Raw genomic sequence first — 17,826 nt, forward strand, 5'->3', positions numbered from 1 at the left:
GGTGAAAAGCATGAAGTTCTCCAAGCGGGCCGGCGCGATGCTGCTGGCGGTCGGCGCGGGCGTGCTCGCCTCCCAGGGAGCGGCTTCCGCCGCCTCGGTGAGCCCCGACCAGGTCGGGGCCCTGGAGGACAGGCTGTCCACCCAGCAGGTCCCGGCGGACGTGCCGCTGGGCCCGCTGGGCGGCCACCTCACGGCCGGCATCCCGACCTCGCTGGTCATGCCGCCGGTCCCCGGCCGGACCACCGACAACGGGCTGGTCCCGAACCACCTGGTGCCCCAGCTGCCCACCGGCAAGCTCGGCCCGAGCGCCAGGGCCCAGCTGCCGCTCCCGCTGGTCGACCGGGGCGCCGACCTCGGCGAGGTGCTGCTGGAGGCCCCCGCTGCTCCGCTCCAGGCCAAGACCCCCGGCCTGGACGTGGGCAAGCCGCCGGCGCTGGTGCAGGACGGCACCGGCCAGCTCGCCGACGGCCGGCTCCGGGTGGACGAGGTGGACCCGCGCCTGGTGCCCGCCGCCGTGCAGGCCGTCCCCGGGGCCACGGCGAGCCTCGGCGCCGACCAGGAGCGGATCTCCGCCACCGAGGCGGTGAACCACCTGGCCGACGCCACCACCGGGACGGCGACCGGTGTGCTGCAGCAGACCAGCGCGACCGACGCGGCCACCGGGACGGCCGCCGGTCTGGTGCAGCAGGGCAGCGGCCTGGCGCCCCTGGCCGGCCTGACCCGGCTCTGAGGCCCCCCGGACGCGCCGGAGCCCGGCACCCCTGGCCGACGAGGCGGGGGAGCCGGGCTCCGGCGCGTCCGGGCGCTCAGCCGGGCAGGACGCCGGTCAGCCCGCCGACCAGCGGCAGGTCCTTGACGCCGCCGCCCGCGCTCAGCGGTCCGGTCAGCATGCCGGTGCCGACCGGTGCCAGGCCCTGGTCCGGCTGGATCGTCGCGCCGTTGTTGAGCACGTCGGCCGAGGAGTTGGCCCACGGGTCCACGCGCAGGCTCTTGATCGGCGCGACGCCGTAGCCGAGCCCGGTCGTCGTCCCGTTCAGCGCCTGCCCGACGTCGGTCTTCGCCAGCGAGGCCGGGCCCGCCGCACGCTGCTGGCCCGAGGTGGTGGCGGCCTGCGCGGTACCGGCGCCGAGCAGCACCACCGCGCCCACGGCGGCGGCCACTCCGGCCCCGCCCTTCTTCGAAACCATGCGGATCACCCTTCGGTGGAGTGGGGCCCGGCCCGACCGGACCGGGGAGGCGGGCCCTGGGGCTGCGGACGTCCGGTCCGGGGATGCCGAACTGCCCCCCGGCCGACTGGTCGGGGGGCAGGACGGCCGAAACGTGTGCCGATCGGGGATCAGCAGTCGTCCGCGGGCTTCGGGTGCATCTCCACGTTGGCGCAGGTGTTGCCGAACGCCGGGTTCAGCACGCCGATGACGTTGATGCTGTTGCCGCACAGGTTGATCGGGACGTGCACCGGGACCTGGAGCTGGTTGCCGGAGACGACGCCGGGGGAGCCGGCGGCCACGCCCTCGGCGCCCGCGCTCGCGGCGGCGGAGCCCGCCGCACCCAGCACCAGGCCGGCGGCGGCGGCGGAGAGGACGGCGACCTTCTTCACGTTCTGCATGGGGGTTGATCTCCTCGATCACACACGGGTGGAGCGTGCCGGCCCCGGCGCAACGGGGGGCACGTGCTCGGGTGAATCAGCTGTCGCCGGTGCGGCGACCGCGGGTTCAGCCGTTGTTGACGCAGGTGTTGCCGAACGCCGGGTTCAGCAGGCCGACGGCGTCGATGCTGTTGCCGCAGACGTTGAGCGGGATGTGGATCGGCACCTGGATCTGGTTGCCGGAGATGACACCGGGGGAGCCGGCGGCCACGCCCTCGGCGCCCGCGCTGGCGAACGCGCCACCGGCGGCACCGAACACCAGGCCGGTGGTCGCCAGTGACAGGACGGCGGCCTTCTTGAAGTTGCGCATGATTCTTCCTCCGATTTCTGCCCGACGGAAGTGAGGTGTCGGGAGTCGGGCGAGCAGGAATACTCACCCGAAGGCTGCAGGGATTTCCGTGAATGTCACTCCGACGGCGCACACCGGCGTGTTCCGCCCATGGCTCGGGCGTCGACGCAGCCGCCGCGTTTTCCGGCGCCCCGCGAATGCTCCCGCACGGCCGGGAACGGTTCGGGTGGAGGCGCGACCAGGAATTCCCGGTCAGGCGTTCAGGCGGTGTCGCCGAACGCCGGATTCCGAGGGGCCCGCCACGTCGACCGACTTGCCGGGGGCCTCGGTGCCGACGAGGCCGTGGGCGAGCTGCGCATGGGCGGTACTCGATTCCTGATTAGGGCCGGGTTGGATCGTCTTCGTCAGGGAGAACGAGGGAGCGCGCAGGGGGAAACGGTCCGGTCCGCTGATCACCCGAATGCCGGTCACCCGGGCGGCGTTGGTCCGTACGGGTGACAGTGCAGGCGCCGTCGCAACCGGTCCGGACGGGTCTCGTTCTAGATGTCGCACTCCCCGTGCATTTCTGTTGAACAGTCAGGAGGCTCACATGAGCGTCAAGAAGACCGCCGCCGTTGGCGCGGCCGTGGTGGGCATCGTGGCCGCCGGTGCCGGCACCGCGATGGCCAGCGCCGGTGCCCAGGGTGTCGCTGCGGGTTCCCCCGGTGTCATCTCGGGCAACCAGGTGCAGGTGCCGATCCACATCCCGGTCAACCTGTGCGGGAACACCATCGACGTCGTCGGCCTGCTGAATCCGGCGTTCGGCAACCACTGCCTCAACAACGGCTGAGGTCGCACCCGGTTCGGCCGGTGAGAGCCGCCGTTCCGCGCTTCCCTCCTGGGGCGCGGAGCGGCGGCTTTTCCGCGTCCGCTCGCTGTCGGCGCGTCAGCGCGCGGGTGATGTCACGAGCCTTGTTGGACTACTTGTCAGTACCTAGAATGTGAGACCTGCTCACCTTTCTGCACCGCTCTTGCTCCGCACCGCCCGGCACCCCCGGCCCGGCGGTTCCCCGCCCCCGCAAGGAGTCGCGTGTGATCAGGTTCCGCACGTCCACGGCGAGACGAGCGCGGACGGGCTCGTCCCGGTCCGCCGCACTGCTCGCCACCGGCGTCCTCGTCGCCACCCTCGGCCTGGCCGGTGCTCCCGCCGCCCTCGCCGACAACGCCCCGGCCCCGGCCGCCACCCGCCCGGCCGCGATCGTCGCCCTCGGCGACAGTGCCATCTCCGGGGAGGGCGCCGGCACCGACACCGGCGACGGCTACTTCCCGGAGACCGACACCCCCACCAACTACTGCCACCGGCACCCCAAGTCGGAGATCTTCGTCACCGGCATCCCCGGGGTCACCCCGATCGACCTCGCCTGCTCCGGCGCCCAGACCGGTGACCTGGTCAGCGACCCGGAGCTGGCCAAGATCACCGGCTCGGGCAGCGGCGACTTCGGCGAGCCCAAGCAGGACGTCAAACTCGCCGACACGGCGAGCAAGTACGACGTCAAGATGGTCGTCGTCACGATCGGCGCCAACGACGACTTCGACTTCAGCGGCATCATGATGCACTGCCTCGCGCAGTACTTCCCGATCCCCAAGGATCAGGGCTGCCGGGACACCATCGGCAGCGACGAGATCCGCAAACGGGCCCAGCGGGTCCAGCCCAAGGTCGTCGCCGCCCTGCAGAACATCCGTCAGACCATGCGCCGCGCGGGCTACGCCGACTCCTCGTACCAGCTGGTCTACCAGTCGTACTTCAACCCGATCACCCCGGACATCCGGCGCAACGACTACCTCGGCAAGATCACCGACGGCTGCCCGGCCTTCCCCGAGGACCTCGCCTGGGGCCACAACTGGGTGGTCCCGACGTTCAGCGACGCGCTCCGCGGCGCGGCCGAACAGGTGCCCGGCGTGCGGTACCTGGACCAGCGGCGGGTCGCCTTCGGGCACGAGGTGTGCGCGGAGTGGACGACCTCCCCGTACGAGTACTCCAACGGGGACGTCATCAACCTCTCCGAGTGGGCGCGCAACGGCTGCGACTCGCAGATCGGCATCCCCGGGCTGTGCATGAACATGGTCCGCCAGTCGTACCACCTGCGGGTGGCCGGCTACCGCGGTGAGGGCGTCTGCCTCGGCCAGTTCTTCGCCAGGCCCGACCAGGCCGAGGCGTACTGCACGCTCAACCAGCAGAACACCACCTCGATCCAGCCGCTCACTCCCGGCAAGCCCTTCGGCGACGTCCCCGAGGACGGCTCCTGGTACCAGCTCACCAACGCGGCCACCGGCAACGCGCTCGACCTCTCCGGCGGCGGCACCTACGGCGACTCCACCAACGGCCGGGCCGCGATCGGCTACCCGGCGGCCGGGGGACTGAACCAGTCCTTCGTCCTGGAGGCCAAGTCCGGCGGCAGCTACGAACTGGACTTCAGCGGCAACCGCGGCATGTGCCTGGACGCCAACGCGGCCGCCACCGCCCCCGGCACCCGGATCCAGCAGTGGGGCTGCAACGGCGGCGCCAACCAGCACTGGGTGTTCAAGCCGGCCGGCAACGGCAACTACGAGATCGCCGACTCGGCGGACCCGACCAAGGTCCTGGCCACCAGCGCCGATCTCGACGCCAAGGGCAACCCCTACGTCGAACTCGCCACCGAGACCGGCGCCCCCGCCCAGCTCTGGCAGCTCACCAAGCTCGGCATCGTCTACGTCCACAGCTGACGCGCGCGTCCACGGCTGACGTGGCTCAGGCCGTCGCCGCCCCCAACCGGGCGGCGACGGCCGCGCTCATCGGGTACGGCGTCTCGACCGGCAGCAGCGCCCGGTCCCGCTCCCGCCGGATCCGGTCGGCCAGCGCGGTGACGTCCGTGATCCGCCGGATCCACTCGTCCGCGTAGCGCCGCACCGCCCCGCCGCGCAGCCCGACCTGGATCGCCCGCCACTCCAGCGCCCCGAGGTCCGCACTGCGCTCCGGATCCCACTGCACCCGCACCGGGCTCTGCCGCAGCTCCCGCTTCCACGCCGCCTGCGACTCGTGGACCCGCCGGGTGTAGGCGCTCAGCACCGCCCGTTCCAGCGCCCAGTCGAAGCCCTCGCGGCTGATCTCCAGCGCGAGCACCCGCTCCTGGCCCTCGCGCCGCCCCCAGTCGCTGCGGTGCATCATCCAGAGGAACGAGGGCTTGATCCACGTCATCCGGTCCCGCTGGAACGCCTCCGGGAACCGCCCCTCGGCCGCGGCCGGCTCGGCGATCCGGGGCGGGAAGGCCTGGTAGACGGTGATCGTGTCGGCGGTGTGGAGCGCCCGGATCTGATGCTTCGGCGGCTGGAGCGGCATGGCCGCATCGTCGCGGGCGCAGGTGTCCCGCGCCACGGATTTTCCGGGCCGGGCGGGGAGGGCGGGCCCTCAGGGCCGTGCCGTAGGCTCTCTGGAACGTCGTTGCGCCGGAGCCGCGCGCACCATGAGCGGGGCGGGGAGTACCCAGAGCAGATGAGCACGGCATCGAGCACCGAGTCGTCCAGCACCGAGCCGTCCGCCACCGAACCGGCGCCGTCGGCGGAGCGACCCGAGGAGCGGACGGGCCGTGTGCCCGGGCGGTTCGGGGTGCTGGTGGACCGCTTCGCGCCCGCGCTCGGCGCGTACGCGGTGGTCAAGGCGATCGGCCTGACCGTCTTTCTGGTGCTGCTGGAGCACACCGGCGACTACCTGAAGAAGCAGGTCGGCCGAGGCGGCGGCGCCCACGCCTGGGACGTGCTGGGCACCTGGGACGGCATCTGGTACCAGCGGATCGCCGAGAACGGGTACGACCCGCAGCTGATCCCGCTGCACGGCTTCCCGCTGGCCACCTACTACGAGAACTCCGCCGCCTTCTTCCCGCTCTACCCCTGGCTGATGCGGCTGGTCGGCGTGGTGACCGGGCTCGGCCCGTACGGCTCCGGGATCGTGGTCTCGGTGCTGGCCTCGCTGGTCGCCGCGGCCGGGATCTTCGCGATCGCCGAGCGGCTCGCCGGCTTCCGGGCGGGTGTGATCGCCGCGGTGATCTGGGGCCTGTTCCCGGGCTCGGGCGTGGAGTGGGCGGTCTACTCGGACTCGCTGTTCGTCGCGCTGTCCGCGTGGGCCTGCTACTGCGTGATGACCCGCCGCTGGATCGCCGCGGGCCTGCTGGCCCTGGTCGCGGGCCTCAACCGGCCGACCGCCGCCGCGCTGATCGCCGCGGTCTCGATCGCCGCGCTGGTCGCGCTGGTCCGCCGCACCGACGGGGTGGCCCGCCCGCTGACCGCGATGCTGATCACCCCGTGGGGCCTGATCGGCTACGTCGCCTGGGTCGGCTGGCGGATGGGTGACTGGGGTGGCTACTTCAAGCTCCAGCGCGGCGCCTGGAACCGCTACTTCGACTTCGGCGCCTCCACCCTGCGCACGGTCATGGACGTGATCACCGGCCACTGGGACTTCTGGCAGTCCAACCCCGTCCCGGACCTGATCGCCATCGCGCTGCTGATCGCCCTGCCCGGCCTGCTGGTGCTGCTGCGGCAGGCCCGCCCTCCGCTGGTGCTGTGGGTGTACACCGGGATGACCGTCTTCACCGCGCTGAGCAGCAACCAGATCTTCGGCAACATCTCGCGCTACCTGCTGCCGGCCTTCCCGCTGTTCATCGGCCTGGCGGTGGCGCTGCGCCGGGTGCGGACCTCCTCGCTGGTCGGGATGTTCGCGATGCCGGTGATCGCGGCGGGCTGGTACGCGGGCTATGCGCTGTTCGAGTTGGGCATCCCGTAGGCCCGGTGTTGGTTGGCTACGGGATCATCCGGCAGCAGACGGGCCGTTGCTAACCTCGGACGCATGACGACGACCCCGCCCGTGCGCCAGATCCGCGACATCTCCGGCCTGCTGGACCACGCGAGCCACGTGCTGGCGACCCGGATGGCGGCGGCCTTCACCGAGCTCGGGATCACCCCCCGCGCGTACTGCGTGCTGTTCCACGCGCAGGAGGCCGAGCGCACCCAGATCCAGCTGGCCGAGCTGTCGGACCTGGACAAGACCACCATGGTGGTCACCGTCGACGAGCTGGAGAAGGCGGGCCTGGCCGAGCGCCGCCCGTCCGCCACCGACCGCCGGGCCCGGATCATCTCGGTCACCGAGGCCGGCGAGCGGGCCGTCGTGCAGGGCACCGCGATCGCCGACCGGGTGCACCGCGAGCTGCTGGATTCGCTGCCGCAGCCGGAGCGGGAGGTCTTCGTCTCCGCCCTGACCCGTCTGGTGGAGGGGCACCTGGCGGAGCCGGTCGAGAGCGAACGCTCCGTCCGCCGGGCCCGCCGTTCCCGGAGCTGACGCCTCGTCGTACCCCGGTCCAGGATTCTCCCGAGATAGATAGTCCCGAACAAAACAATCTGATAGCTTCCTTCCCGGTACTCGACGAACCGGGAGACCCGCCATGACCACGCACGCCCCGGCCGCGCCCGACACGGCGCCCGCGGCCCCCGCCCGCCCCCGCGCACTGGCCCTCGCGGTGCTCTGCGCCAGCATGCTGATGATCGTCCTGGACGGCTCGATCGTCACCGTGGCGCTGCCCGCCATCCAGGACGACCTGCACTTCTCGCCCGCCGACCTCACCTGGACGGTCAACGCCTACCTGATCGCCTTCGGCGGGCTGCTCCTGCTGGCCGGCCGGCTCGGCGACCTGATCGGCCGCAAGCGCGTCTTCGTCGCCGGACTCGCCCTCTTCACCGCCGCCTCGCTGCTCTGCGCCGTCGCCACCGGGCAGGGGATGCTGATCGCCGCCCGCTTCCTCCAGGGCGTCGGCGGCGCGATGGCCTCCTCGGTCAGCCTCGGCATGGTCGTCACGCTCTTCCCCGAGCCGGGCGAGCGCGGCCGCGCGATCGGCGCCTTCAGCTTCGTCGGCGCGGCCGGCGCCTCGATCGGCCAGGTCCTCGGCGGGGTCCTCACCCAGGCCCTAAGCTGGCACTGGATCTTCCTCATCAACCTGCCGCTCGGACTCGCCGCCGTCCTGCTGGCCGTCCGGGTGCTGGCGGCCGACCACGGCCCGGGCCTGCGGGCCGGTGCCGACGCCCTGGGCGCCGCGCTGATCACCGCCGCCCTGATGCTCGGCATCTACACCATCGTCGGCACCGGCGCCCACGGCTGGACCTCGGCCCGCACCCTCGGCCTCGGCGCGCTCTCGCTCGCCCTGCTGGCCGCCTTCCTGCTCCGCCAGGCCCGGGCCGCCCACCCCCTGCTGCCGCTGCGGATGTTCCGCTCCCGGAATGTCTCGGGTGCCAACGCCGTGCAGCTCCTGACCATCTCCGGGATGTTCGCCTTCCAGATCCTGGTCGCCCTCTACCTGCAGCAGGTCCTCGGATACGGCGCCGCCGCCACCGGCCTCGCGATGCTGCCCGCCGCGGTCGCCATCGGCGCGGTGTCGCTGCTGCTCTCCGCCCGGTTGGGCGCCCGGTACGGCGAGCGCGCGGTGCTGCTCGTGGGCCTCGCGATGCTGGTGGTCGCGCTCGGGCTGCTGGCCCGGCTGCCGGTCGACGCCGACTACCCCGTCCACCTGCTGCCGACCATGCTGCTGATCGGCGGTGGTGGCCTGGTGCTGTCCGCGCTCGCGGTGCTCGGCATGTCCGGCGCCGGGCCGCAGGACGCGGGCACCGCCTCGGGTCTGTTCAACACCACCCAGCAGGTCGGCGGCGCACTCGGCGTCGCGGTGCTCACCACCCTCGCCGACGGCCGCGCCGGAGCTCTGGCCGCCGCCGGGCATCCCGCGGCCGAGGCGCTCACCGGAGGCTTCCGGCTCGCCTTCACGGTGGCCGCAGGACTGCTCTCGGTGGCGCTGGTGCTGGCGGCGGCGGTTCTCCGGCCGGACGTCAACTCCATGGAACAACCGGGGAATTGACTCAGCCTGAGCAGTGGTGACGGCGCCCGGCGTCCAACGGCAGCAGTGGGTACGCGACTTCGGGCCGGCCGCGGGAGGGAGCTCCGGTGGCCGGCCCGGCGTACGTCATGGAGTTCCCCCGCGGTGCTTCCCCGTTACGGCCAGACCAGGCAGTACAGCTGGTGCCCGGCCTCGTGCAGCCGGTTGGCGAAGTCCTGCCACTCGTGCAGCTATTGGTTCCCGTAAGCCCGTGGGCTGGGGTTTTCTCGGAAAAGTGCCGCTGATCAGGCAAAACTACCTTCAGTAGTTCGCACTGGTCGGTGGCACTTTTGGCTCTCATGTGCCCCGGATGTGCCCTGCGGCGGCTGCGAGATCCGCTGCCACCAGGGCGTCATATACCTCGGATATGGTCCGCCTCGTGGCGATGAAGACTCTGCAGGTTGACGGTGAGTGGGTCCGGCGTCTGGTGGGGCTGACCGAGGGAACCTGGGACCAGGCCGAGATCGAGCGTGCCTTCCTCGAGTACGGCTGGGCCGAGGCTGACGAGGCTGGCGCCGTAGTCGTCGAGTGGGGTGCCGGGCCGTGTGCGCCGCACTTCTTCGGTGAGGCGGCGGGAGATGTGGTCGGCTGGCGCCTCGAGCTGGGTGACCCGCCCGTCGACGGTGGGCCGGAGTCCTCCTTCATCCAGCTGCCGTGTGCTCTCTTCTGGCCGCCGTTCGGCGCGGAGCCGGACGACGTGGACGACGAGGAGGACGACCTGGACGAAGAGTTCAGCGCCGACTGGGTCCGGTTCCCGGACGCTCCTCGCGCCGAGTTCCACGCGGAGTACGACAGGCTCGGCGCGCTGCTGAGGGCCGAACTCGGCGAGCCGTCCAAGGTCATCCCCGCGGACATGGGCGACCGCCAGGAGGTCTGGCACCACAACGGGCTCCAGATCGTCCTCCATCGCAGCGACGACATCAACACCTACTCGCACTACGACGTGATCAACCTACGGATCGGCCCTGCGGCCGCCTGGTGATCGCTGCTCTGCTGCTCGCCGGCCGCCGCGTTGATCGACGGCGTCCGACGTGCTTCTGCCTGACGTGCCCGAGCACTGCGAAGGCAGTCCTTCCGTGTCGTAGCCCACCCCTAGGATGCGGCCCATGACCGACCTTTCGCGCACATCCGGCGCCTCCGTCTCGTACCCGTGGCGTGAGCTCCTGCAGGAGTGGAGCGGTCTGTGGCTCGGGCCCGATGCGGGCGACGTGGAGCGGCGGTTCCCGGATTGGGCGCACGCGAGTGGCTGGCTCGGCGCCGGCGGCGCCCCGGAGACTGACATCGCAGCCCTGGAACAGCGCCTTGGAGCCACGCTTCCGCCGAGCTATCGACAGTTCCTCCTGGCCAGCAACGGCTGGCTCCACGTGAACGACACGGAGGGCCCCCTCCTGAACGCCGAGAAGGTTGGTTGGCTCAGGGACCTTGACCCCGAGCTGGCGCAGACCTGGGGTGAGGACACAGCCGACGATCTTCCGTCGATCCCTGACGACGAGTACCTCAGGTACGGCGACGACCAGGACTGTGTCATCGTGCGGCGGGAACACTTTCGTACGGCCCTGCAGATCAGCGACTGGGGAGACAGCGCGCTGCTGATGCTCAACCCGGCGATCATCAACGATCAGGGAGAGTGGGAGGCGTGGGCGTTCGCCAGTTGGTACCCCGGAGTTTTCCGCTACCCGTCGTTCTGGGATCTCATGGTCGATCTGATCAAGACCGACTACCCGGACGCCGGCTGGGTTGAACTGGGTCTCTGAGGGGGCCGAGAAGCGCCACACAGCGTCCTACAGGTCCCGGTTAGTCGGCTACGCAAGAGTGGGTTGGAACTCATCGATTGGTCGGCACTTCACCGGGTTGTCGACCACGAGCCGGCGCCCGGTGCCCACTGATACCTCCCCTTCCACGATCACAGCTCGCTGTGCCTGGTGCCATGACACAGCCTCCTGGTAGTGGGCGAACGGCAGTCGAACACGGATGTCGGACAGACGTCCGCGGCGGACGGTGGAGATCGTCACGTAACCGAAGGGATCTTTGGTCAGTCGCCGTAGCTCGATGATGCTTCCCGAGAAGGTCGACCCTGCGTCGATGCGGCTCTTCTTGAGCATGGCAGCAGCGTCTTCGATCTTCTGATGGGCATCACCGTCGATGGAGACGGAGTCGGGCATGGTGGCCGGGCCGGGCAGCGATTCGGCCCAGTCGAAGGTCGTTTCGAACTCCCCGATTGCCGGCTCGGCCAGGATCTGGGCCAAGGCGGAACAGAACTCTCTGCTGACGCCTCGTTCGACGACGGTGTGGAGGTCGCTGATAGAGGGAGTTCCCTCCGGATCGACGATGATCTCCTTCACGGCCATGATCGATTGTGCGAAAGTCCTCGTGACTCGTCGTTCGAACGGCTCAGGAGCCGCCGTGTAGAGCTCCATGTCAGGCAAGGGCATCTGTCCCTCTGGGACCGCTGGCGGGTCGGAGAGCGGAACCAGCAAGGGGATGATGAAGGAGCCCTCCTGGGTGTGATCCATGCGGGCCTTCTTGAGGACCTCGTCCCCGCGACGTGCGTAATTCCCCCCGATGTCTCCCCGCTCGTGCCAGGCGGTGGTTCCTGCGGCCCGCAGCAGCTTTCGTGCAGAGCCGATCACAGTCGCCGCTGCTTCAAACGGGATGGTGTCGGTGATCCGGTGATCGTTCGCGGCCCGCAGGAGGGTCACATCCATCCGGTGATAGCGAACCTTGGGTGCGAGAGCGGCCATGGGGATGCGTTCGTGTGTGGCGAGCCGTTCCAGGACACCTCTCGCGATCACAGGGTCGTTCTTGGAGACGGCCGGGATCCCGATCTTGGCCTCCTCCTTGATCCAGATCGCGCCTCCGGCCCCGGGTGGTTGGCTCGACCACCCGGTGTGCTTCATGTAGGCGCGCAACTGGGGCAGCGTTGGAATCCGCACCGGAGGGCCGCCTATGCCGCTGGCGTGAAGCATGCCTCCACCTCCTGGTGCCAGAGCCTCAGCACATCAGCGGTCAACCGCTGAGACTTCGGGATCCGGATCTTGTCCCCTGTCTCCGTCTGGTTCACCCTTACCCAGAATGCCGCCGCCCTATGATTGGTGCCGGTCTCGTGGTGGTGGATCCACTGTGGGCGGTCGTCGACGTCCAAGATCACAAGAACGAAGTAGACCGGCAGCAGGCTCTGCGACCACTGTTCCCGCCAGTAGAGCTCCGATTGCCATGTAGCGCTCTTGCCTGCGATCGAGAACCCGGCCGTGCACTTGATCTGAATCCGTGCCGGCGCGAGCGCGAAGTCGACCGTTGCGTCGACCGCGAGGACGTCCTCGTCAGGCGAGGTTTCGGTGAAGCCAACGCCGGCCTGACTCACTATCGAACGCACATATGAGACGCCGTAGCGCCCTTTGGCGCCGTTCTGACTCAGAGTCACTACGCTGGAGAGGTCCGGTTCCGCGCGCGGCAGCGGCACAGTCATGCCGGATATCTTGAGCCTCGTTGTCGTCTTCTGTCAGCGACTTGGCAATAATCGGTTCGGAGACCGCTACCTTTCCGTCACATGGCTTTCAACAGGCCAGTAAGCCAGCAGGCTCATGCTTCGCGACGACGCCGACGCAGCTCAGGCTCGTCTGCGTGGATGCTGGCAGCGATTCGGATCGCGTGGCGGCGTGTCCGAGCGGCGCGGAACGTGGACCCAGATGCCCGGTGCACCGACTGGTGCGGTCGCCGTTGAGCATCTTCGTGTGCCGCTCGGAGCCAGTGCGTTCCAATTGCACCCCGAGGGGAAGGACAGCCGGATGCCTTGCGGGGCACCGCGAAGGCACGCCCTGTCAGCTCGTGTGGGGCGCGTCCGTCGACAGCACCAGGTAGCCGATGCCGGCGTCCGTGATCCACTCGGCGGTTGCGCCGTCCAGTTCCCACGGCACCTTCAGGAGCGTCGCGCGCAGGGCACTGCGGTCCTGCAGGCCGGACGGCTCGGGCAGCAGGCGCTCGCGGCGCTTGGCGTCGGGGCCCCAGTGGTCATCTTCTGGGTTGTCGAGCACGGTCACGAACCGGTCCACGCGCGCCGACCAGGTCGGATGGCCCCACCACTGCTGGCAAGCCAGGGCACCGTGGCCGGCGGTGTATAGGAGGCCGAAGCGGACGCCCTTGTCCTCCATCTGCCCGACGAAGCCGCGCAGGCTCTGGTCGGCGTGCTCCACGTACTCGTCGAGCTCTTCCTCGGTCCGTGCGAGCTCGGCGAGCGTGGCACCGGTCGGGAGCTTCCGCCCGGGGTTGGTCAGCCAGCGGAAGAGCCGGTAGCCGAGCGCGTCGGCATCGTCCACGGTGAGCCCCGCCAGTCCTTCGCTGGTGCTGGTGGTGATGCCGAATTCCTTCGTCCATCCGCGAAGCCGCTGCCGTACGCCGTGGGTGGTGTGGCTGTTGATCCGCATCATGTCGCCGTCGGACAGGCGCCCCTCGGCGTGCCAGTTCTCGACGCAGCTGTTGCGCCAGGCGCCGTTGGTGATGCCGATCGCGAGGACGTCCAGCAGCGCGGCCAGGTCGGCGGGGTCGGTTCCCGCCTTCGCGAGCATCCCCTCGAAGATCTCTTCGGTCATCATGGCCCGGGCCTCGTCAATGCGGCGTTGGACGTCGCGGGGGACGCTGCTCGCGTCAGCCATCGGCTTTCCTCTCGGGGTCTGTGCTCTGCCCGGCTGATCCTAGGCGGCACAGGGGCAGTCGGGCGGTCGGATCCGGAGCGCTCACCGCCCTACCTGGCGCCTGCTACGGCGAGTTCCCCCGCGCGCAGCGTCGACCTGGCGGCGAGCATGGCCGCCCGGACACGCGCGGCCCCGGCAGCCGCGACGGCCGCTCCACCCCCGACCTGGACCCTTCGCCCGCCGAGGCCGGCACACTCGGCGCAGATGCCCGGCTGCGGCACCGGGTCGTGGCACTTGGCACACTCGGCATAGCGGAGGTTGGCGGGCCGCTTCGGGACCTGCACCGGCGGCATCTTGCGCTGCAGGCGGCTGCGGAGCACTCCGGCGGCAGAGTGCACGGTCTCGGGCAGGCCGGACAGCAGGGCTTGGGCCAGCTCCCGAGCGGTGCTGCCGCGCTCCAGCCACTGGGCCACCAGAGGCGCCAGCTCTCTCGCCTCGGCCTCGCCGATATGCAGGCGCGGCTCCGGGCGGATCACTCGGAACAGGGCCGCGACCGCCTCGCGGATCTGCCCGTCCGGCTGTGCCGGAGGCTGCTGGTCGGTGTTGTCGGTGTTGTGGCCCTCCTCCCGCCCGTCAGGCCGCCCGGCCTTGCCGTTGGGGGCCGACGGCTGGTCGGCCTGCTCGGCGGGGAGGGAAGGTTCTTCGTGTCGGTTCTTTACAAGAGGGGCGCCAGCAGAGCCGGTCGTCGCCTCACCGGAGACCGGACGGGGGACACCCGGTACCACCAGCTGCGGGGTGTCGAAGACGTGGGCCTCCGAGCGGACCGTGCCATCGGGCATCCGGATGACGTCGACCCGGTAGTACCCGGCCTCGGTCAGCTCCTTCAGGGCCTTGCGGATCGCCCCGCGTCCCTGCGGGCTGGTGTCAGCCATGTGCCGGCCGTCCTCGCGCCAGCCGTCCGGGCGCGAGAGGAGGTCCACGAGCAGGCCGCGGGCGGTGTAGCTGAGCCGACGGTCCTGCAGCAGGCCGTTGGGCAGCACGGTGAAGCTACGTACGTGTTCGGTACGATGGACGCGCATCGGGAGGTTGCACTCCTGTTGCCGGACCCCGGGGTGTTGGTAGCACCGCCGGGGTCGCCTATGTTCGGTTTGGACCACGGACCGTAGCACACACGAGGCGCGAAGATCGCTGACTCGGGCGAGCGGCCTTGATCACACTCGCGTCTGGCCAGTAGCTGCCCCCAGCTCGGCCGTGGGATGTGCGGCGACAGGTGGGGTCCTCGGCCTGAAGCGGACTTGCCTCGAAGCATGATCAAGCTGAAGGATCCGCTCACGCCCGGCTTCTCGCCAAGCCTTGCGACCTGGCTCAGAGCAGAGCTTCCCAGCCGCGCTCCCTCTCGCGGAGGCAAGGCCGGACCCGTCCAGAGACGGTGAGGATCGCGGCGTTCGTCTTGGCCAGCTTCACCACGCACGCCCCTTGGCCCCAATCCCGGCGCCTCGGCGATGACGAGGACATGCGAGGACAGGCCCAGCACGCTCTGCTTCGCCTCCATCCGCCGGATCGCTGCCAGGTCGAGAGCGCCAGCCCGATTGTCAGAAGTGCCCGCTACCGTCAGATGATCCATCACACTTTCCGTTTGGGGCAGCAGTTGAGGAAGATCGACCCGATAGCCAGGGCGCAAGAGATGCGGGATCGCGGCACTGACCCACAGATTCCCTACCCCGGGGCCGACAAGCCTTGGGCGGGCGTCTGCCAGGCGCTCGGGCACGTGACGACGTCCTCCTATTCCAGCGTGGTCACCAAGGGGCAGGGACCGTGTTTCATCTGCGGGCAGATAGCCAGCTCACGGGCGGCGGCCGAGAAACGCCGCGTGAAACCGGAAGTCGCCGTGGAGAAGATCCGCAGGGCTGGTGTCGAGCCACTGGAGCCATTCCCCGGCACTGACGCGAAGTGGCGCTGTCGCTGCGAGACCTGCAAGCAGGAGATCGGCGTCTGGTACAGCAGCGTTCTCGGCGACGGGCGAATTGTGACCGCTGAACGGCGGATGAAACGGGACCCACCGGAGTAGATCCGACCCTTCTTGCGATCGTCTGATCATCCTGATCCCCATCGAGGGTCAGGAGGAGAGGGTGATTCCCGTGGAGGACTGGGCTGAGATCCGTCGACTGCACCGGGCCGAGGAGATGCCGATCCGGGCGATCGCCCGGCACATGGGCATCTCGAAGAACACGGTGAAACGGGCCCTGGCCACCGACCGGCCGCCGGTCTACCAACGCCCGCTGAAAGGCTCGGCCGTGGACGCGGTCGAGCCGGCCATCCGCGAGCTGCTCAAGCAGACCCCGACGATGCCCGCCACGGTGATCGCCGAGCGGATCGGCTGGCAGCGCGGGCTGACGATCCTCAAGGAACGCGTGCGCGAGCTGCGACCGGCCTACCTGCCCGTCGATCCAGTCTCCCGCACGGTCTACCAGCCCGGTGAGCTCGCCCAGTGTGACCTGTGGTTCCCGGCCGTGGACATTCCGCTCGGCTACGGCCAGTCGGGCCGACCGCCGGTGCTGGTGATCGTCTGCGGGTATTCGCGGGTGATCACCGCCAGAATGCTGCCCTCCCGCCAGACGGGCGACCTGATCGACGGCCACTGGCGCCTGCTCACCGCTTGGGGAGCCGTCCCGAAGACGCTGGTCTGGGACAACGAGGCGGGCGTCGGCAAAGGCAAACTGACCAGCGAGTTCGCCGCGTTCGCCGGCCTGCTCGCGGTCAGGATCCATCTCTGCCGGCCCCGCGACCCGGAGGCGAAGGGCCTGGTCGAGCGCGCGAACGGCTACCTGGAGACCAGCTTCCTGCCCGGACGCACGTTCACCGGCCCCACCGACTTCAACACCCAGCTGACCGCCTGGCTGCAGATCGCCAACCGGCGCCGGCACCGCTCGATCGACGCCCGTCCGGTGGATCGCTGGGAGAGCGACCGCGCCGCGATGCTCACCATCCCACCCGTCGCCCCGCCCAACTGGTGGCGCTTCCACACCCGCATCGGCCGCGACCACTACATCCGCGTCGACACCAACGACTACTCCGTCCACCCCCGCGCCATCGGCAAGACCGTCATGGTCCGCGCCGACAACGAGGAGATCACCGTCATCGCCGGCAACGACATCGTGGCCCGCCACACCCGCTGCTGGGCCAAACACCAGAGCCTGACCGACCCCGAACACGCCGCCGCGGCCGACCTCCTGCGCGGCGAGGTGATCCACCAGCAGGCCGCCCGCGTCGCCACCGCCCGCACCGCCCTCCTGGCCCCCGACAGCCTCGGCATCGAGGTCGAACAACGCGAACTCGGCACCTACGACCGCATGTTCACCCTCATCGAGGGCGGCGCCGGAAGGGAGGAGGGCGCCTGATGGCCCGCACCACCACGACCGACGCGGTCAAGCCTGATAGCGAGGCGGCCCGCACCGGCCGGCAGACCGCCGCCGACCTGGCCTTCCTCGCCCGCGCCATGAAGGCCCCCGCCCTGCTGGACGCCGCCGAGCGCCTGGCCGAACGCGCCCAGGCCGAGTCCTGGACCCACCTTGAATACCTCGTCGCCTGCCTGCAGCGCGAGGTCTCCGCCCGCGACAGCCACGGAGGCGAGGGCCGCATCCGAGCTGCCCGCTTCCCCGCGATCAAGACCATCGAAGAGCTGGACGTCACCCACCTGCGCGGCCTGACGCGCCAACAACTGTCCCATCTGGGAACATTGGACTTCATAGCGGCCAAGGAGAACGCGATCTTCCTGGGGCCGCCGGGCACCGGCAAGACCCACCTCGCCACCGGTCTGGCCATCCGGGCCTGCCAGGCCGGACACCGGGTCGCGTTCGCCACCGCCTCCCAGTGGGTCGACCGCCTCGCCGCCGCCCACCAGGCCGGCCGGCTCCAGGACGAACTGGTCAAGCTCGGCCGCTATCCGCTGATCGTGATCGACGAGGTCGGCTACATCCCGTTCGAGGCCGAGGCCGCGAACCTGTTCTTCCAACTCATCTCGAACAGATACGAAAGAGCCAGTGTGATCGTCACCTCGAACAAGCCCTTCGGCCGCTGGGGAGAGGTCTTCGGCGACGAGACCGTCGCCGCCGCCATGATCGACCGACTCGTCCACCACGCCGAGGTCCACTCCCTCAAGGGCGAGTCCTACCGCATGCGGGGCCGCGAACTCGGCCGCACCCGCACCACCGACAACGACTGAACAAGACCACCGACGACGCGAGGGTCAGAACTCAACCGTCCAAAGTGGGTCACGGTTCAGCCGCCGCCGACAAGCGTCGTCTACCGAGGCAACGGGGCATGCTTCCACTGCTCAGGTAC

Annotated in this window: 20 protein-coding genes; 11 read left to right on the forward strand and 9 right to left on the reverse strand. The window is 70.0% G+C overall.

Annotated features, from left to right (window positions below):
* Positions 1 to 10 precede the first annotated feature (10 nt).
* Positions 11 to 730: a hypothetical protein gene (locus BOQ63_RS25815; protein WP_030284288.1), complete on the forward strand. Its 720-nt coding sequence runs from the start codon at positions 11 to 13 to the stop codon at positions 728 to 730.
* 76 nt (positions 731 to 806) lie between these two features.
* Here BOQ63_RS25815 and BOQ63_RS25820 read toward each other — a convergent pair whose 3' ends face one another.
* From BOQ63_RS25820 to BOQ63_RS25835, 4 genes are all read right to left on the reverse strand, one after another.
* A complete protein-coding gene (locus BOQ63_RS25820) occupies positions 807 to 1,187 on the reverse strand; it encodes a hypothetical protein (RefSeq protein WP_046387201.1) in 381 nt (126 codons plus the stop codon).
* A 149-nt stretch (positions 1,188 to 1,336) separates the two neighbouring features.
* Positions 1,337 to 1,606 (reverse strand): chaplin, encoded by a 270-nt coding sequence (locus BOQ63_RS25825; RefSeq protein WP_030284285.1) that lies wholly within the window; start codon positions 1,604 to 1,606, stop codon positions 1,337 to 1,339.
* A 106-nt stretch (positions 1,607 to 1,712) separates the two neighbouring features.
* The gene (locus tag BOQ63_RS25830; RefSeq protein ID WP_030284283.1) at positions 1,713 to 1,955 is read right to left on the reverse strand and encodes a chaplin; all 243 of its coding nucleotides are present in this window, start codon (positions 1,953 to 1,955) and stop codon (positions 1,713 to 1,715) included.
* 231 nt (positions 1,956 to 2,186) lie between these two features.
* Positions 2,187 to 2,405 (reverse strand): hypothetical protein, encoded by a 219-nt coding sequence (locus BOQ63_RS25835; protein WP_141763766.1) that lies wholly within the window; start codon positions 2,403 to 2,405, stop codon positions 2,187 to 2,189.
* Positions 2,406 to 2,523: 118 nt separating this feature from the next.
* Here BOQ63_RS25835 and BOQ63_RS25840 point away from each other — a divergent pair, with 118 nt between their 5' ends.
* Both BOQ63_RS25840 and BOQ63_RS25845 read left to right on the forward strand, forming a co-directional pair.
* A complete protein-coding gene (locus tag BOQ63_RS25840; protein WP_030284281.1) occupies positions 2,524 to 2,763 on the forward strand; it encodes a chaplin in 240 nt (79 codons plus the stop codon).
* Between the two features lie 242 nt (positions 2,764 to 3,005).
* The gene (locus BOQ63_RS25845; protein WP_223886044.1) at positions 3,006 to 4,676 is read left to right on the forward strand and encodes an RICIN domain-containing protein; all 1,671 of its coding nucleotides are present in this window, start codon (positions 3,006 to 3,008) and stop codon (positions 4,674 to 4,676) included.
* 25 nt (positions 4,677 to 4,701) lie between these two features.
* Here BOQ63_RS25845 and BOQ63_RS25850 read toward each other — a convergent pair whose 3' ends face one another.
* Positions 4,702 to 5,289: a DUF4291 domain-containing protein gene (locus BOQ63_RS25850; protein ID WP_072656356.1), complete on the reverse strand. Its 588-nt coding sequence runs from the start codon at positions 5,287 to 5,289 to the stop codon at positions 4,702 to 4,704.
* A gap of 153 nt (positions 5,290 to 5,442) precedes the next feature.
* Here BOQ63_RS25850 and BOQ63_RS25855 point away from each other — a divergent pair, with 153 nt between their 5' ends.
* The 5 genes from BOQ63_RS25855 (at position 5,443) to BOQ63_RS25875 (ending at position 10,611) form a co-directional block, all read left to right on the forward strand.
* Positions 5,443 to 6,726 (forward strand): glycosyltransferase family 39 protein, encoded by a 1,284-nt coding sequence (locus BOQ63_RS25855; protein WP_030284275.1) that lies wholly within the window; start codon positions 5,443 to 5,445, stop codon positions 6,724 to 6,726.
* A 63-nt stretch (positions 6,727 to 6,789) separates the two neighbouring features.
* Complete coding sequence (locus BOQ63_RS25860; protein WP_030284273.1) at positions 6,790 to 7,278, forward strand: MarR family winged helix-turn-helix transcriptional regulator; 489 nt, start codon at positions 6,790 to 6,792, stop codon at positions 7,276 to 7,278.
* Positions 7,279 to 7,381: 103 nt separating this feature from the next.
* Positions 7,382 to 8,839, forward strand: a complete 1,458-nt coding sequence (locus tag BOQ63_RS25865; RefSeq protein WP_030551595.1) for an MFS transporter — start codon at positions 7,382 to 7,384, stop codon at positions 8,837 to 8,839.
* A gap of 397 nt (positions 8,840 to 9,236) precedes the next feature.
* Positions 9,237 to 9,839 carry a hypothetical protein gene (locus tag BOQ63_RS25870; protein ID WP_143174776.1) on the forward strand — a complete coding sequence of 201 codons (603 nt, stop codon included), beginning with the start codon at positions 9,237 to 9,239 and terminating at the stop codon, positions 9,837 to 9,839.
* Between the two features lie 124 nt (positions 9,840 to 9,963).
* On the forward strand, positions 9,964 to 10,611 hold the full coding sequence (locus tag BOQ63_RS25875) for an SMI1/KNR4 family protein (RefSeq protein ID WP_072655043.1): 648 nt from the start codon (positions 9,964 to 9,966) through the stop codon (positions 10,609 to 10,611).
* Between the two features lie 48 nt (positions 10,612 to 10,659).
* Here the strand turns inward: BOQ63_RS25875 and BOQ63_RS25880 are convergent, their stop codons facing one another.
* The 4 genes from BOQ63_RS25880 to BOQ63_RS25895 all read right to left on the reverse strand — a co-directional run bounded on the left by BOQ63_RS25880 (position 10,660) and on the right by BOQ63_RS25895 (position 14,564).
* Positions 10,660 to 11,823 (reverse strand): hypothetical protein, encoded by a 1,164-nt coding sequence (locus tag BOQ63_RS25880; RefSeq protein ID WP_072655044.1) that lies wholly within the window; start codon positions 11,821 to 11,823, stop codon positions 10,660 to 10,662.
* Positions 11,802 to 12,323: a DUF4365 domain-containing protein gene (locus BOQ63_RS25885; protein WP_072655045.1), complete on the reverse strand. Its 522-nt coding sequence runs from the start codon at positions 12,321 to 12,323 to the stop codon at positions 11,802 to 11,804. The genes BOQ63_RS25880 and BOQ63_RS25885 overlap by 22 nt, the downstream gene beginning before the upstream one ends.
* A 352-nt stretch (positions 12,324 to 12,675) precedes the next feature.
* Positions 12,676 to 13,506: a hypothetical protein gene (locus BOQ63_RS25890; RefSeq protein ID WP_072655046.1), complete on the reverse strand. Its 831-nt coding sequence runs from the start codon at positions 13,504 to 13,506 to the stop codon at positions 12,676 to 12,678.
* Between the two features lie 89 nt (positions 13,507 to 13,595).
* Complete coding sequence (locus BOQ63_RS25895) at positions 13,596 to 14,564, reverse strand: hypothetical protein (RefSeq protein WP_072655047.1); 969 nt, start codon at positions 14,562 to 14,564, stop codon at positions 13,596 to 13,598.
* A 371-nt stretch (positions 14,565 to 14,935) separates the two neighbouring features.
* Here BOQ63_RS25895 and BOQ63_RS25900 point away from each other — a divergent pair, with 371 nt between their 5' ends.
* The 3 genes from BOQ63_RS25900 (at position 14,936) to istB (ending at position 17,707) form a co-directional block, all read left to right on the forward strand.
* A complete protein-coding gene (locus BOQ63_RS25900) occupies positions 14,936 to 15,553 on the forward strand; it encodes a hypothetical protein (RefSeq protein ID WP_143174777.1) in 618 nt (205 codons plus the stop codon).
* Positions 15,554 to 15,614: 61 nt separating this feature from the next.
* Positions 15,615 to 16,883: an IS21 family transposase gene (gene istA, locus BOQ63_RS25905; RefSeq protein ID WP_072652949.1), complete on the forward strand. Its 1,269-nt coding sequence runs from the start codon at positions 15,615 to 15,617 to the stop codon at positions 16,881 to 16,883.
* A complete protein-coding gene (gene istB / locus BOQ63_RS25910) occupies positions 16,883 to 17,707 on the forward strand; it encodes an IS21-like element helper ATPase IstB (protein ID WP_072652950.1) in 825 nt (274 codons plus the stop codon). The genes istA and istB overlap by 1 nt, the downstream gene beginning before the upstream one ends.
* The last annotated feature ends 119 nt before the right edge of the window (positions 17,708 to 17,826 follow it).

The sequence above is a fragment of the Streptomyces viridifaciens genome (genome assembly GCF_001888885.2).
Lineage (GTDB): Bacteria > Actinomycetota > Actinomycetes > Streptomycetales > Streptomycetaceae > Kitasatospora > Kitasatospora aureofaciens.

Bases quoted from the DNA above. Each gene is read 5' to 3' on its own strand.
- BOQ63_RS25875 (WP_072655043.1), top strand. From the start codon at position 9,964: ATGACCGACCTTTCGCGCACATCCGGCGCCTCCGTCTCGTACCCGTGG.
- BOQ63_RS25890 (WP_072655046.1), bottom strand. From the start codon at position 13,506: ATGGCTGACGCGAGCAGCGTCCCCCGCGACGTCCAACGCCGCATTGAC.
- BOQ63_RS25840 (WP_030284281.1), top strand. From the start codon at position 2,524: ATGAGCGTCAAGAAGACCGCCGCCGTTGGCGCGGCCGTGGTGGGCATC.
- BOQ63_RS25815 (WP_030284288.1), top strand. From the start codon at position 11: ATGAAGTTCTCCAAGCGGGCCGGCGCGATGCTGCTGGCGGTCGGCGCG.
- BOQ63_RS25855 (WP_030284275.1), top strand. From the start codon at position 5,443: ATGAGCACGGCATCGAGCACCGAGTCGTCCAGCACCGAGCCGTCCGCC.
- BOQ63_RS25830 (WP_030284283.1), bottom strand. From the start codon at position 1,955: ATGCGCAACTTCAAGAAGGCCGCCGTCCTGTCACTGGCGACCACCGGC.
- BOQ63_RS25880 (WP_072655044.1), bottom strand. From the start codon at position 11,823: ATGCTTCACGCCAGCGGCATAGGCGGCCCTCCGGTGCGGATTCCAACG.
- BOQ63_RS25850 (WP_072656356.1), bottom strand. From the start codon at position 5,289: ATGCCGCTCCAGCCGCCGAAGCATCAGATCCGGGCGCTCCACACCGCC.
- BOQ63_RS25865 (WP_030551595.1), top strand. From the start codon at position 7,382: ATGACCACGCACGCCCCGGCCGCGCCCGACACGGCGCCCGCGGCCCCC.
- BOQ63_RS25895 (WP_072655047.1), bottom strand. From the start codon at position 14,564: ATGCGCGTCCATCGTACCGAACACGTACGTAGCTTCACCGTGCTGCCC.
- BOQ63_RS25820 (WP_046387201.1), bottom strand. From the start codon at position 1,187: ATGGTTTCGAAGAAGGGCGGGGCCGGAGTGGCCGCCGCCGTGGGCGCG.
- BOQ63_RS25860 (WP_030284273.1), top strand. From the start codon at position 6,790: ATGACGACGACCCCGCCCGTGCGCCAGATCCGCGACATCTCCGGCCTG.
- BOQ63_RS25885 (WP_072655045.1), bottom strand. From the start codon at position 12,323: ATGACTGTGCCGCTGCCGCGCGCGGAACCGGACCTCTCCAGCGTAGTG.
- BOQ63_RS25825 (WP_030284285.1), bottom strand. From the start codon at position 1,606: ATGCAGAACGTGAAGAAGGTCGCCGTCCTCTCCGCCGCCGCCGCCGGC.
- istB (WP_072652950.1), top strand. From the start codon at position 16,883: ATGGCCCGCACCACCACGACCGACGCGGTCAAGCCTGATAGCGAGGCG.